This is a genomic window from Phycisphaerae bacterium (assembly GCA_018003015.1).
Taxonomy (GTDB): domain Bacteria; phylum Planctomycetota; class Phycisphaerae; order UBA1845; family PWPN01; genus JAGNEZ01.
Window position 1 is genome coordinate 75,288 of sequence record JAGNEZ010000016.1, and the last position, 16,231, is coordinate 91,518.

The 16,231-nt window shown below is 63.0% G+C and carries 3 protein-coding genes; 1 reads left to right on the forward strand and 2 read right to left on the reverse strand.

What is annotated here, in order from left to right:
- Positions 1–43: 43 nt before the first annotated feature.
- The gene (locus tag KA354_09550) at positions 44–9,088 is read left to right on the forward strand and encodes an amino acid adenylation domain-containing protein (protein MBP7934875.1); all 9,045 of its coding nucleotides are present in this window, start codon (positions 44–46) and stop codon (positions 9,086–9,088) included.
- A gap of 50 nt (positions 9,089–9,138) precedes the next feature.
- Here KA354_09550 and KA354_09555 read toward each other — a convergent pair whose 3' ends face one another.
- Together KA354_09555 and KA354_09560 are read right to left on the reverse strand one after the other, a co-directional pair.
- Positions 9,139–11,397 (reverse strand): AAA family ATPase, encoded by a 2,259-nt coding sequence (locus KA354_09555; GenBank protein ID MBP7934876.1) that lies wholly within the window; start codon positions 11,395–11,397, stop codon positions 9,139–9,141.
- Between the two features lie 345 nt (positions 11,398–11,742).
- Positions 11,743–16,218 carry a tetratricopeptide repeat protein gene (locus KA354_09560; GenBank protein MBP7934877.1) on the reverse strand — a complete coding sequence of 1,492 codons (4,476 nt, stop codon included), beginning with the start codon at positions 16,216–16,218 and terminating at the stop codon, positions 11,743–11,745.
- Positions 16,219–16,231 lie beyond the last annotated feature (13 nt).

Below are 16,231 nucleotides of genomic sequence, written 5' to 3' on the forward strand. Positions count from 1 at the left end.
AGGGTCCTATGATCGCGTATTCTCGATTGGGATCGGAAGACGCATGCGCACGACGTGCCGACCATATTCAGTCCCTGAGCATGAGTTAGACGCCGCACGATCTTGTCGTTCAGAACAGGGTGAGGACGACACGGGTCGCGCGCCGTCCTCAGGCGAGCTGATTCACGTCCTCTTCCAGAACCAAGTAGCTCTCATTCCCGACGCGGTGGCTGTCGTTTTCGATGGCCGATCGGTGACGTACGCGGAGTTGAACCGGAAGGCCAACCAACTAGCTCGCCATCTACGGGGACTTGGTGTCGGTCCGGAAGTGCGGGTCGGCATTTGCGTAGAGCGTTCTTTAGAAATGGTCGTCGGCCTACTGGGCATCCTCAAGGCGGGCGGAACATACGTTCCCCTCGACCCGGCCTATCCACAAGAGCGACTCCGGTTCATTCTCGAGGACACCGCAGCCCCGGTGGTCGTGACACAGAGTACCCTGGCGGAACGTCTGCCAAGTTACCGAGGTCAAGTTGTCCACCTAGACCGCGACGCGGCCACGATTGCGGCTTGTTCCTGCGATTCCTTTGCCGAGGAACGAGCAACCGCATCCAATCTCGCCTACGTCATCTACACTTCGGGTTCGACCGGTCGCCCCAAGGGGGTGGCCATCGAGCATCGCAGCACGGTCGATCTACTCCGTTGGGCGCGCACGGTTTACTCACCGGGTGAGCTGGCCGGCGTCCTCGCTTCGACTTCGGTGTGCTTTGATCTGTCCGTGTTTGAGCTGTTTGTGCCGTTGAGCTGGGGCGGGACGGTGATTCTGGCGGAGAACGCGCTGGCTGTCCCGAGCCTGCCAGAAGCCTCGCGGGTCACACTGATCAACACCGTGCCGTCGGCCATGGCGGAACTGCTTCGGCTGCAGGGCGTACCTGCCTCGGTGGGCACGGTCAATCTGGCCGGTGAGCCCCTGACCGCCCAATTGGCGGACAGCATCTACGCTCTGGGCACGGTCGGCAAGGTCTACGACCTGTACGGTCCATCGGAGGACACGACCTACAGCACGTTCGCTCTGCGGAAACCGAGCGGCAAGGCGACGATCGGCCAAGCGATCGCGAACACATCGGTCTATATCCTGGACGAGCGCGGCCACCCCGTGGCGATCGGCACGCCGGGGGAGTTGTTCATCACCGGCAACGGCCTCGCCCGCGGGTACCTCGATCGTCCGGACCTGACTGCGGAGCGGTTTGTTCCCGACCCGTTTGCGGGCAAGAGTGGAGCCCGCATGTATCGGACGGGGGATCTGGCGAGGTTTCTACCCGACGGGAACATTGAGTTTCTCGGCAGAATCGACCACCAAGTCAAGATCCGGGGTTTCCGCATCGAGTTGGGCGAGATCGAGTTCCAGCTTCGGGAGCACGAGAGCATTCTCCAGGCGGTGGTCGTGGGCCACGGCGCCGCAGGCTCTGACATGCAACTGGTAGCGTACGTCGTGCCAAAGAACGGCCTCCCGATTGATGTGGCTGAGCTTCGACGACACCTGAAGGATCGCTTGCCGGAGTATATGGTTCCAGCGTTCTTCGTTGGACTGACGGCGCTGCCGCTCTCCCCCAACGGGAAGCTGGACCGCAAGGCCTTGCCGGCTCCCGACGCCAGCCGGCCGCAAACGGGGCGTCCTTATGCACCTCCACGCAGCCCGCTGGAGGATCTCCTGGCCAGCATCTGGCAGCAAGTTTTAGGCCTGGAGCGTATCGGCATCGACGACGACTTCTTCGAACTGGGCGGGCATTCGCTGCTGGCGACCCAGGTCGTCTCCCGGGTCCGCGGGCTCTTGCAGGTCGAGCTCCCCTTGCGGGCCCTGTTCGAGTACCCCACCATTGCCAGGCTTGCGGAGAGAGTCCAGGCGGCCCAGACCCAACCTGAGCTCGCATCCTGTCCGATTGAACAGGTCCGGCGCGACCGACCTCTCGTCCTCTCGCTTGCCCAGCAGCGGCTGTGGTTCTTGAACCAGTATGAATCGGATCGGTCGGTGTACAACCTGCCCTCGGCCGTCCACTTGAAGGGTCCGCTGAGAGTCGATCTGCTGAGCCGGGCCCTGGAGCGGATCGTGGAGCGGCACGAATCCCTGCGAACCACCTTTGACGCGGTCGAGGGTGAACCCGTTCAGGTGATTCATCCGCCGCCGTGCGTGGATCTGCCGTTGGAGGACTTGTCCGGCCTGGAAGCGGAACAGCGGGCCCACGAGGCCCAGCGATGGGCTGCGGAGGAGGCCCGCCAGCCCTTTGATCTGGTGTGTGGCCCGTTGTTGCGGGCACGGCTGCTGCGGCTTTCGGCCGAGGAGCACCTTCTGCTGCTGACCATGCATCACATTGTCTCCGACGGCTGGTCGATGGGCACTCTCCTTGACGAGTTGAAGGTCTGGTATCGATCTTTGTGCCGCGGAGAGGAGGCCGGGCTTCCAGCCCTTGCGGTGCAGTATGCCGACTATGCGGTCTGGCAGCGGAAGTGGCTGCAGGGGGAGGTGCTGGAGAGACAACTCGCCTACTGGCGTGAGCGGCTGGCCGGTGCCCCGGCCCTGCTGGAGTTGCCGACGGACCGGCCACGTCCCGCATTGCAGAGCTACCGGGGCGCATGGCACCGTTTCGTCATTCCCCGAGCTCTCGCCGAAGCCCTGAAGACGCTGAGCCGGCAGGAGGGGGTAACGCTGTTCATGACCCTGCTGGCGGGGTTCCAGATCCTGCTTTACCGCTACAGTGGCCAGACCGACATCGTGGTGGGTTCGCCGATTGCGGGGCGGAACCGATCGGAGATCGAACATCTGATTGGTTTCTTCGTGAACACGCTGGTGTTACGCACCGACCTGTCGGGTCATCCGAGCGGTCGCGAGCTGCTCGGACGCGTCCGGGAGGCGGCCCTGGGAGCATACACCCATCAGGATCTGCCCTTCGAGAAACTGGTCGAAGAGCTCAATCCGCAGCGGAGTCTGAGCCACGCCCCCCTGTTCCAGGTCATGCTGGTGCTGGAGAACACGCCATCCGCGCACGAGCAGATGCCGGGCCTCGAGGTGTGGGCGGAGGACATTCACAGCGGCACCTCGAAGTTCGATCTGCTGATGTCGCTGGCCGAGACGTCCGAGGGACTGGCCGGAACCGTTGAGTACAACACGGACCTGTTCGACGTCCAGACAATCCAACGAATGTCGCAGCATTTCCTGCACATCCTCGAGGGACTGGTGGACGACCCCGCGCGGTCGATTGTGTGCCTGCCGATATTGGGGCGGACTGAACGTGATCAGATCTTGGCCAACTGGAACTCTACCGAGCAGCGGTTTCCGGACGGACAGTGCGTCCATCAGTTCTTTGAGCAGCAGGCTACAGTCACACCTGACGCGGTGGCGGTGGCCGTTGGGAATCGGTCGCTGACCTACGCGGAGTTGAATCGGCGGGCAAACGGACTAGCTCATCACCTGCAGGAGCTTGGCGCCGGCCCTGATGTTCCCATCGGCATCTGCCTGGAACGCTCGCTTGAAATGCTCATTGGTCTGCTGGCCATTCTCAAAGCGGGCAGTGCGTATGTTCCGCTGGATCCGGCGTACCCACGCGAGCGATTGACCTACATGCTCGCGGACAGCAAGATGCCTGTTCTGGTCACACAGGCAAGCCTGGCCAACACCCTGCCGACGGACGAACACCAAGTCGTCATACTCGACGAGGACTGGCAGGATAGGCTTGCCGGGTTCACGGAAAACGTTCAATCCGATGTTTCGCCTGACAACCTCGCTTATGTGATCTACACCTCGGGTTCGACGGGCATGCCCAAGGGTGTGGCCATGGCTCATCGAGCGCTCTGCAATCTCATCTCATGGCAGTCGGGCGCGATCCGACTCGTGGGAAGATGCCGCGTACTCCAATTCGCCCCGATCAGTTTCGACGTGTCCTTTCAGGAGCTGTTCTCAACCTGGGCGTCGGGCGGCACGATAGTCCTGATTCAGGACGATGCTCGATTGGACCCGACACAGCTTCTAAAAGTACTGGCCGAGCAGGACATCGCGAGGGTGTTTCTTCCTTGTGTCGCCCTCCGACAGCTGGCGGAAGCAGCCGCTCACCGCGCGGCTTTGGCGCTCCACCTGACAGAGGTGATCACCGCGGGGGAACAGCTGCAGATCACCCCGGCCATTGCGGACCTCTTCCGTCTGCTGCCGGACTGCAGGCTGCACAATCACTACGGTCCGACGGAGGCACACGTGGTGACCGCGCACACGCTTGGGCCCTCGCCGGCCGGCTGGCCGGTACTCCCTCCTATCGGCCGCCCCATATCCAACACCGCCATCTACATCCTTGATCCCAACCTGCAGCCCGTACCCATCAATGTGGTGGGAGAGCTCTACATCGGTGGTGCGGCGCTGGCCCGCGGGTACTTGAACCGTCCGGAGTTGACCGCGGAGAGGTTCATCCCCGACCCCTTTGGCAATCCTGGCTCACGGCTCTACCGGACGGGCGACCTGGCCCGCTACCTGCCGGACGGGGTCATTCACTTCCTCGGAAGAACCGACCACCAGGTCAAGATCCGCGGATTCCGCGTCGAACTGGGCGAAGTAGAAGCGATTCTCGCCACGCATACCGCGGTGCGAGCGTGCGTTGTCGTGGTGCGGGAAGATGCGTCGGGAAGCAAGCGGCTGATCGCCTATATTGTCCCGGCAGACACCCGCCAGCCGCCAGCTCTCGAGGATCTTCGTGGTTTTCTCAAGGCTCGGCTACCAGAGCACATGATTCCCTCCACCTTCGTGCTTGTGCCTGCCATGCCCTTGACGCCGAGCGGGAAGGTCAATCGCAGGGCCCTGCCGGCTCCCGACGCCGGCCGTCTGCACACCCGGCGAGAGTTCACAGCACCACGCAACCTCCCAGAGGACCTCTTAGCCAGCATCTGGCAGCAGGTTTTAGGCCTGGAGCGTGTCGGCATCGACGACGACTTCTTCGAACTGGGCGGGCATTCGCTGCTGGCGACCCAGGTCGTCTCCCGGGTCCGCGGGCTCTTGCAGGTCGAGCTCCCCTTGCGGGCTCTGTTCGAGTACCCCACCATTGCCAGGCTTGCGGAGAGAGTCCAGGCGATGCGGGTCGGTGCCGAACAGGAGCCCCACGCCGTCCAGGCGGTTCCCCGTCAGCACCCACCGCCGCTGTCCTTTGCCCAGCAGCGGCTGTGGTTCTTGAACCAGTATGAATCGGATCGGTCGGTGTACAACCTGCCCTCGGCCGTCCACTTGAAGGGTCCGCTGAGAGTCGATCTGCTGAGCCGGGCCCTGGAGCGGATCGTGGAGCGGCACGAATCCCTGCGAACCACCTTTGACGCGGTCGAGGGTGAACCCGTTCAGGTGATTCATCCGCCGCCGTGCGTGGATCTGCCGTTGGAGGACTTGTCCGGCCTGGAAGCGGAACAGCGGGCCCACGAGGCCCAGCGATGGGCTGCGGAGGAGGCCCGCCAGCCCTTTGATCTGGTGTGTGGCCCGTTGTTGCGGGCACGGCTGCTGCGGCTTTCGGCCGAGGAGCACCTTCTGCTGCTGACCATGCATCACATTGTCTCCGACGGCTGGTCGATGGGCACTCTCCTTGACGAGTTGAAGGTCTGGTATCGATCTTTGTGCCGCGGAGAGGAGGCCGGGCTTCCAGCCCTTGCGGTGCAGTATGCCGACTATGCGGTCTGGCAGCGGAAGTGGCTGCAGGGGGAGGTGCTGGAGAGACAACTCGCCTACTGGCGTGAGCGGCTGGCCGGTGCCCCGGCCCTGCTGGAGTTGCCGACGGACCGGCCACGTCCCGCATTGCAGAGCTACCGGGGCGCATGGCACCGTTTCGTCATTCCCCGAGCTCTCGCCGAAGCCCTGAAGACGCTGAGCCGGCAGGAGGGGGTAACGCTGTTCATGACCCTGCTGGCGGGGTTCCAGATCCTGCTTTACCGCTACAGTGGCCAGACCGACATCGTGGTGGGTTCGCCGATTGCGGGGCGGAACCGATCGGAGATCGAACATCTGATTGGTTTCTTCGTGAACACGCTGGTGTTACGCACCGACCTGTCGGGTCATCCGAGCGGTCGCGAGCTGCTCGGACGCGTCCGGGAGGCGGCCCTGGGAGCATACACCCATCAGGATCTGCCCTTCGAGAAACTGGTCGAAGAGCTCAATCCGCAGCGGAGTCTGAGCCACGCCCCCCTGTTCCAGGTCATGCTGGTGCTGGAGAACACGCCATCCGCGCACGAGCAGATGCCGGGCCTCGAGGTGTGGGCGGAGGACATTCACAGCGGCACCTCGAAGTTCGATCTGCTGATGTCGCTGGCCGAGACGTCCGAGGGACTGGCCGGAACCGTTGAGTACAACACGGACCTGTTCGACGCCGACACCGTAGCGAGGCTGGTTGATCACTACCTCACGCTCCTCGAGGGCATGGCTGAATCACCCGAGCGAACCGTTAGCAGTCTTTCGCTCACGACCGCTCTCGAGCGGCGGCAACTCCTGGTCGAATGGAATGACACGGCGATCGAGTACCCGACGATCTGCATCCACGAACTATTTGAGGAGCGTTCCGCCGGTATGCCCGACGCGGTGGCGGTGGTGCACGAAGACCGGTCCATGACCTACGCGGAACTGAACCGTCGGGCGAATCAGTTGGCACACTACCTCCGAGGCTTGGGCGTAGGTCCCGAGACCTTGGTCGGCATTTGCCTAGGGCGTTCGCCGGACATGGTTGTCGGCTTGCTCGGCATTCTCAAGGCTGGCGGAGTCTATGTGCCCCTGGACCCGGCCTATCCCAGAGAACGGCTCGCCCTCATGATCGAGGACAGCCATGCGTCGGTCGTGGTGACCACGTCCGCATTCCGCGCCCAACTGGAAGCCCTTGCTGACCGTCTCGTTTGTCTTGACGAGACTTGGCCGATGATCGCCAGGGAATCCGCCGAGAATCCGGTGTGCCGGGTGAGCCCGGACAACCTAGCTTACGTGATGTATACATCCGGCTCCACCGGACGTCCGAAGGGCGTCGAGATTCCCCATCGCGGGGTGGTCCGACTGGTGAAGAATGTCCATTACTGCCGGCTTGGGCCGGAGGAAACCATTCTCCAGCTGGCACCGATCTCTTTTGACGCCTCCACCCTCGAGATCTGGGGCAGCCTGCTCAATGGTGGCCGCTTGGTCCTGTATCCCGGCGAGAAGCCCTCGCTGGATGACATCGGAGCGATGATTCGTGAGCACCGGGTCACCACCCTATGGCTTACCGCCGGCCTGTTCCATTTGATGGTGGACGAGCGTCTGAACGATCTTGGCGAGCTGCGTCAGCTTCTGGCCGGTGGAGACGTACTATCACCTCGGCACGTCCAGCGCTGCGCGGCGTCTCATCCGCAGTTGACTCTGATCAACGGCTATGGCCCGACAGAGAACACGACTTTCACTTGTTGTCACAGGATCACGGACCCCCATCTGATCGGCGAGCATGTGCCGATTGGGCGGCCCATCGCCAACACCCGCGCCTACATCCTTGACCGTCACATGAATCTGGTTCCGATGGGTGTGACCGGCGAGTTGTATGCCGCCGGTGATGGTCTGGCCCGCGGGTACCTGAACCGTCCGGAGCTGACCGCGGAGAGGTTCATCCCCGACCCCTTTGGTAATCCGGGCTCACGGCTCTACCGGACGGGCGACCTGGCCCGCTACCTGTCGGACGGGGCCATCCACTTCCTCGGAAGAGCCGACCACCAGGTCAAGATCCGCGGATTCCGCGTCGAACTGGGCGAGATCGAGTCCCGGCTTAAGGAGCAGGACGGTATTGCCGACGCGGTCGTTGTGGTCCGAGCCGACGCGTGCACTGATAAGCGGTTGGTTGCGTATCTGGTGCCGAAAGATGGTTCCCATCTGGACACCGTCCAAGTCCGGCGGTTTCTACATGATTGCCTGCCGGAGCACATGATTCCGGAGAGACTCGCCATCCTGCCCGGTCTCCCGCTCACCCCCAACGGCAAGGTCGATCGCGCGGCTCTTCCCGACCTGCTGGACACGGTCGCGGCCGGTCTCGGGCAGCTAGTCCAGCCTCGCAATGAGGTTGAGAGCAAGCTCGTTCGGTTATGGGAGGAGTTGCTCAACGTTCAACCGATCGGCGTCACCGATGACTTTTTCCAATTGGGCGGGCATTCGCTCAAGCTTGCCCAGTTGGTGGCCAGAGTGGAGGACCAGTTCAAGGTCCGGCTACCGCTGCCGGTCGCGTTCCGCGCCTCGACCGTCGAGAAGATGGCGGGGGTCATCACCACCCAGACGGTCGGCGTCGTGCCACTCCTCGTAACTCTAAAAGACTCTGGAAGCCGCCGGCCCTTGTTTATCCTTCCTGGGATCGGCGGCCACCCGTATGGATTCTCCAAGCTCGCCAGGCTGATCGACGAGGACCGTCCCATCTACGGCATGATGGCCGTAGGACTGGACGGCAGCGAGTCGCCTCCTGAGCAGGTTGAGGTGATTGCGGCGCGTTATTGCCGCGAGGTGATGGCCGTTCAGCCGGCGGGACCCTGGCTGGTACTAGGCTACTCCTTCGGCGGCCTTGTGGCCTTCGAGATGGCCCGACAGATGCAGGAGATGGGCAAATCCTTCGCGTTTCTCGGCATGCTCGACGCGGCAGCCCCTGGCTACCCGAGGCCCGTGCCCCTGGCGACGAAGATCTGCCTGCACTGGCGGCTCTTTGCGAGCCTGTCGTTGCGAGGCAAGCTGGAATATCTCGTCGAACGGGTCAAGAGCCGCACGAAGAGGATACTTCCCCAGCTTGGCTTCTATCCCTCGGAGCTGCCCTCGGAACTCGCTCGTTTCAAGAAGGCAACGCTGGGCCGATGCAATCGGGCCATGATGAAGGCCTATTACGCCTATCGGCCACAACGGATCGACCACAATCTGATCGTCTTCCGGGCGGCGATCCCACCGGCTTGGGCAGCCACGCTGTTTGATGATCCCAGGATGGGCTGGGAGGCATGGACGAACGGGAAGGTCGAGGACCACGAGGTGCCCGGTGACCACCTAGGGGTTCTTCAGGAGGGTGCGAATCTCCCGGTCCTGGCAGCAACAATCAACAAGTGTCTGAGGCACCTTCCCTGAGGCTTTCGGCCCTGAGTCTATCAGGGCGTCGAATCGGCACAACGCATCACTCAGGTGCTCTTGCTGAGTTCGGAGCTGGCCGATTCAGCGGCCGTGACGCCGGGCAATTGGACAAACGGCGGGGTGCGACGTTCGCCGGGTTTGAAGGCTGCGGCGTTGGTGCCACTCGTTGTGGAGCGCACGCTGCTCGACGAGTAGGAGTAGTAGCTCTCCTTAATCGAGGTGTTGCAGACTACCGCACCCAACAGTCGAGCCTGGACCATCCCGAGCCGCTGGCAGGCGATCTTCATCGCCCGCGAGTTGGAGAAGTTCGCAAAGGTTGAGAGGATGACGCCATCCACGGCCTGCGCCCAGGCCAGGGCATCCGCGGCCCCCAGCGAGGGCGGCGAATCGACCACAACATGATCGTACTCCTTCACCGCCTCGCGGAGAAGACGATTCGCCGACCGGCTGTCAAGCACTCCTCGAGCGCTATGACCGTTGATGCCCGCCACCAGGACATCCAAGTTCGGCAATCGAGAGTGCACCACGGCCTTGGCTAGAGGCTGCTCCCGGAGCAAGACCTCTCGCAGGGTATGGGAAGTCGCCAGATTCAGTACCTGGCCGATCTGCGGAGCCTGGATGTCGCCGTCGATCAGCAGGACACGAGAGCCGCTCTCTGCAAGGCTGGCCGCGAGGCTCACGGCCAAGCTAGTCTTGCCCTCGCAGGCCTGCGCGCTGGTCACCAGCAGTGACCTCGGCGGTGACCCATCCTCGCCGAGCCCGGCCAGATTGGCGCGGACCAGGCGATAGGATTCAGCGAAGTCCTCTTCAGTGACGCGCCCGGCCTTCAGTTCATGAACGGACGGAACCGCGCCCAGCAGCCTCAGGCCGGTCCCTTCCTCGACCTCGTACGGGGTGTGGATTCGTGGATCGAGACGGTCGCGCAGGAACGCCAATGCGCACGCCAGGAACAGGGCTCCGACCACCGCGGCGGGGATAAACTTCGTGCGGTTGTCTCGGATACCCTCCTCGCGGACTTCTGCTTCTGAGATGACCGAAATTCGCCCCGGACGATCCTTCTCCGTCTCGAGCTTGGTGATCTCCTCGGTCACTTCCTGATACCGTTTCTGGACTTCGTCAAGGTTCAGCTTCTCCCGCTGGATGGCCTGGTCATTCTGGCCGACCTCGAGCTGTTGCGTGTTGGCCGTCTTCACCCTTTCCTCGAGCAAATCACGGAGCGTTTTGGCCTGAGCCAGCTTGCGCTCAAGGGCGGCGACGGCGACATCTTTCATTCTGGCGGCCATCTCCAGACGGTTCCGCTCATGGTCGCTGGATGCCCGCTCGAGCTCCTTGTCAAGTTCCTTCTTGAGATCCTCGAGTTCGGTTCTGGCCCGCGCAACCTCTCTCGCTTCATCGGTCATCACCGAGACGAGCTGGGCCAGCTTGAGAGAAGCGGATTCGATTCGTCTGCGCAGCACCTGCACCATTGGATCGCGTTCAATCGCAGCCACGCGTTCAGCTGGATTCTCCTCCGGCAGAATATCGATGAGCGATGCCGGGGCACTGGCGGGCGCGCTCGCTGAGACCTGTTTCAACTGGTTGAGTCGCAGCTGGAGTTGCTCGACATCCAAGGAAGCCCTGCTCCATTCCTGCTGGATCTGCAGACTCCCCTCCACCATACTCTTGCGAATGACTTCGAACATGGTCGGGCTGGAGGCCTGGTGCTTCTTGGCCAACTCCTGAATCAGGCTCTGCACGGCCTTGAGTTCGGACTCCAGCTCGGCTTTCCTGGAGTTCAGTCTGTCACGACGAGTCTTGCGTTGCTGGTCCTCCGCGGCGCCGGCCTTGATGCGGTACCTGTCCATGATGGCGCTGGCCAGCGTCTTCGCCGCCGCGGGATCGGACTGGGTGACGTTCAACTGCACGACGTAGGTCCTCGGAACAACGGCTGCCTGGACACCCTCGCGCAGTTCGGTCATGGGGTCATCGGCCTGGAACAGCGGCAGGGCCTTGACTTGCGGTTCGCTCAGAACCTCCCGCAAGACCCCCTCGCTGGTCATGATCTGAGCCTGGGTGTTCAGGAAGCCGTCGAACGCAGGCATCATCTCGGTCTGTTCGTCGGCATAGAGAATACGGGGAAGGCTGGGTTGGACTTGAACCTGGGCGGTGGCGGTGTACTTTGGCTTGACGAACTTCCAGATCGCCACGGCGGCCGGCCCAGCCAGCAGCGGCCAGACCAGCACGACAATCAGCCACCGGCGTTTCAAGGCGGCCAGCAAGTGCCCAACCTTGATCCCCCCGCCGGCCGGGACCGCATCCTCCGGCATCCCGAGCGGACCACCCCCGGAAGCATCGACGTACGGCTGTATGCCCTGAGACGTTTGTTCAGACACATTTGCCCCCAAGCAACACTCAAGCCAATCAGCGTCTTGAGGCCCTGCGGCAGCACCACGGCAGCCACCCCGTCAAGGGGACACGCAGCGTCCGCCCGCCGCGGACCGGCCGGACGCCTCATTCTCTCATCATCGGCCCGAACGCCCCGCAACCCGAGCACCGAGCGCGCAAAGCTCGCCTTACAATTGGTAAAACACATTATAGGTCCTAGAAGACCGCTTTTCCACACCCCCTGCGGCCGAGATTCGGGCGTCCGCCATGAAGGTCCAATGGGGCGGTCACTTCAGTTGATCGCGCAAGGCCTGGGCCTCGGTCAACTCGGCATCAGAGAGCCTCAGGTCCTTCTTGGGAGTAGCCAGAAGTTCGCGGAGCAACTGCGCGCTTCGCTCGCGATCGCTGGTGGCCAGCGTTCTCGCCAGATGGAAACGAGCCGACTGCCTCGTAGATTCGGCCAGCCCCTCCCCGAGCGCCAGGCACTTCTCCAGGGCTTGCTTCGACCCGTCCAACTTCCCGAGTCGATACTGAATCACGCCCCAGGTATCCCACAGGCTGCCTGCCACCGGGTCGCCGCTGCCCTTCTCGATGGTCTCGATCGCCTTCGCGATCCGCCGGGCCGCCTCCTCCGGCTTCTTCTGCTCCTCGCACATCAGCCAAGCGAGATCGTTGGTCAGCTGTAGATGGCCTGGATCGAGCTTCAAGCCCTGTTCGAAGGCCGCCGCGGCTTCTTGAAGCTGGCCAATCCGATAGTATCCGATCCCGAGCTGTGAGAAGGCCAAGGGGTCGTCGGGGCGTTGCCGGGTCACCATTTCGAAGAACTCGACGCCGGTTTTCGCCCAGGCGGGATCGCCTGATTCCAGCAGAGTCGCCCCGACTCTCGACATCAAGACCACATCCCCGGCATTCTTGGCCAGACACTCACGAGCCATGGCCACGAAAGACTCCCATTGGCGCTGGGAAGCCAGCCATCCCAAGCGGCCGAGATCCACTGCTGCCTGGCGGTCCTTGTTCCCAGCCACCATGGCCTCTGCCTGCTTGATCAGGGCCTCCGCCCGAACGAAGTCCTTCGCCGCACTGCTCATCTCCGCCAGAGCCAGTCGTGCGTTGAAGGCATCCCTGGCTTCGGATCGCTCCAGGAAGCCAGAGAGAGCGGCAATCGCCTCGTTCGCTCGACCGGCTCTCGCCAGGCTCGAGGCATAGAGAATTGCCGTCGCCTCGCTGCCCGGCTGTAGCTCAAGGGCGCTTCGGGCGGCGACCACGGCACGATCCGGGTTCGTTTCGAGGAGCAACTGAGCTTGCCTCACCAGCAGCCTGTGGTCTTGGGGATTGGCGATCACTCCACGATCCAGGTAGTCCAACCCCCTCGCCCGTTGCCGCTGAGCTACCGTTCGGTCCGCGCGCCTCAAGGCCTGTTCTTCTTGGACAAGGGCTGTTTGCGCCAACAAGGCGTAGGCGAAGCTTGATTTCGGATTCCTGGCCAGGATCCGGTCGCATACTCCCTCCAACTCCTGCAAGAAAGCTGTGATCTCCTCCGGCTTCCGGACTTTGAACTGAGTCTCATCAAGTGAAGTCAGCTGAAGTTCGACCCGTGTGAGTAGCAGCTCGTCCCTCAGATTCAGCAGCTGTTCATCCTTGGGACGTTCCTTGAGTCCCTGCTCCAGATCCCGGAGCAACTCGTCAAGGAGAATTCGCCCCTTCTCCTTCTCGGACTTGTCCCCTGAGCTCACCCGAGCCTCGGCCAAAGCCCCGCGGAGAAGGTACGACCTGGGCATCAGTTTCAGTCCCGCTTCCCAGCTTTCCACGGCCTGCTGAAACTGGTTCTGGCGATAGTACATCCGCCCCACTGCCAGATACCCTTCCTCCGCCCTACCCTCCAGGCTCGCAACCTGCTGGAGATCGACTGCGGCTGAGGCCAAGTCTCGCTGAGCCTCGTGAACCCGAGCGCGCAACTGGTAGGCATCCGCCGAGGGCTTCCTGGCGATTGCCTCGCCGCACAGGTCGAGTGCCTCCTTAAACTCGGAGCGATCGAGGTGGAACTCGACGCGTGCAGCGAGCACTTCGGGGGCTTCGGGCTTGATGGCGGCCGCTTCTGCCAACAGCTGCCGAGCCCGGGTGGCACCTTCGGGCGAGGTGGAGAGTGCCCGGGCCAAGTTCAGCCGTGCCGCGTAGTCCCTGCCATCCTTAACCTGTTCTTCGAGCAGAGCCACGGCTCCCCTGGCATCCCCTCGCTGAAACGCTTGCTGAACCCGGAACTGCAGCACTTCGGGACGATTCAGGGCCTCTGCAGGCAAGGCCGCGAGGACCTGATCGACCTCGCTCCACCGCCGCAACTTCGCCGCAGCTTCCAGAACCCCAACGGCAAGTTGGATGTTCTGCGAATCGAGGGCAAACGCTTTGCGGGAGACGCCGATTGCGAGCTCCCATTCCCCAGCCTTCGCGTATCGCTGGGTAAGAGCCAGAGCGGCTTCGCTGAACTCCGGGTCCTTGGCCAGACACTCGTTGAGATTGGCCTCGATCTCCCTGCGGTGGTTCTGCCAGTCGTCGCTCTGAAGCCACCCCACCGCCTGCCAGTAGCGCCAATGGAGCCCGGATTCCCCTTCGGCCTTCTTCAACTGCTCGACCAGGGCTGAGAATTTCCCGGGGTCCGGTCTCAGAGCGAGAAGCCGGTTCAGGATCGCCACGTTGCCCGGTTCTTCCTCCACGACGCGTGCGAGCACCTCGCGAGCTTCCTCCACGTGTTGCTGTCGAACCAACCACTCGGCCAGCTGGGTTCGGATGAGGGTCCGACCCGAGCCGGTTGCCTGCTCCGCGGCGGCGGTGAACGTCTTGCGAGCCATCTCCTGATCACCTTGCCGGGCGTACACCTCAGCCAACATGGCCTGAAACAGGGGAAGCTGGGTCTTGTCGGCCGAGGAGATGGCCGCGGTGCACTCCTCGATAGCCTCTCTGTGCTTGCCTGCGTCGATGAGGATTCCGACCAGGGCTGCGGTGATGGTAGCAGTCTCGCGCGACTCATCACGTGTTGATTTGAGGATCTTGACTGCTTCCTCCAGCTGTCCTCGGAAGTACGTCAGTTGGGCCAACTGGACTTTCAGGGCCACATCTTGGGGCACCGCGTCACTCCGCTCTCTGACCTCGCGGTAGAGCGTTTCGATCTTACGGGCGTCGGGTTTGGCCCCACCCGGCCGAGCAAGAAGGCTCTGCATCTGGAGGGACCTCAGGGTGGCCGACCGGGCCGCATACGGGTTGGATCGAGCCTCGGTGAACGCCTTGATCGCATCCTCCCATCGCCCCAGCTCCGAGTAGACCTGGGAGAGGGCCATCTGGCCAGCTGTGGGCGAACGTCCCACCTGGACCGCGCCACGCACGTACTCCTTGAGAGGCGAGATAGCCCTACGAGGATTGCCGCTGGCGACGTAGGCGCGTCCGAGCCACAGATAGGCACCGACCAGTCGCGGGTTCGCACCCGCCAGTTTCAGGGCCTCTTCGAGCTTGGGCATGGCGTCGGCCACGTTGCCGTCGGCGAACGCCACCACGCCTTCCAGGTAACGGAGCACTTCCGCCGGGGTGTCTGGTTTCCTGGCCTCATCCAGCCGGGCACGAGCATCCTTCGGCCGGTTCGCCATCGCGTACAGTTCGACTGCGGGAGCGAGCAGGTCATATCGCCTGTCACCCAGCGGCAGCTTGAATGCCCGATCCAACACGGCCGCGCCACCTTCGGCCTCGTTCAGGTCGATGGCCAGCGCACAGCGAACCAGATAGACGTCGACCTCCGTAGGGGCCAGTGCCTCCGCCCGGTCGAACTGGGCGTTGGCTTCGTTTCGCCGACCGATATCCACGAATAGTTGGGCGATCTGGACCGCATCTTCCCAGTTCGTCGACTCCAGTCGGACGGCCTCGGCAAGATCCTCCAGAACGCGCTCCCGGTTCTCCTGGGCGCGTTGCGATTCTCCAGCGGCAGCGAAGATCCTGGCGATTCTGTAGGTATGCGAAGCCCGGACAATTCGGGCAGCGGCAACCTTGGGATTGCGGGCCACGGCTTCATCGAGCACCTCGATGCATCGATCCCAGGTGGCGACGAGTTGGTCGGCCGACGCCAACGGGGTCGAGGTCGAAACAGAGGGAACCTGGTCGGCCGGAGCCGTCCCGGTGGCCGGGGCGCTCTCCGGGCCTGGGATCTGGCCAGCCAGAATGAACGAGACAGACAGGCTTGCTGCCTCATAGTCCTCCGGGTGGGCCTTGATCAATCGGTCGAGTGTCTCAGCCGCTTTCGCCCGCTTGTCGTTAGCCCAGTAGGCACGAGCCAGGAGCCTCTGCGCGGCCAGGCTATCCGGGGCAACCCTGTGCCAGGCCTCGGCCGCATGCTCAGCCTCGGCCGGCGCCCCCATCCCCAAGAACAGGGTAACAAGCCGGTCAGCCGCCTCCGCATGTGCCGGCTGCAGCCGAAGAATCGTGTCCAGAGCGGCGACGGCCTGTGTGACGGCTCCTCGACTCTGGGGTCGGCGTTTCAGTTGGGCGTTGGCGTACTTCAGGAGCATGGGAACATCTTGGTTGTTCGCGGCCACATAGCGACCCAGCTCAGTGGCCGCGTTCGTGTAGTCCCGGGCCTCGTACGCCGCCTCTCCCGCAGCCAGGGCCTTCCTCACCGCTACTCTCTTGCGGTATTTGCGCAGCTCAAACAAGCCTGCACCGACCACCGCGACAGCGAGAAGCACAATGATCAGCTTAAAGATCCGGCTCGAACTCGCAGTGCCCATCACAGAGCCCTCA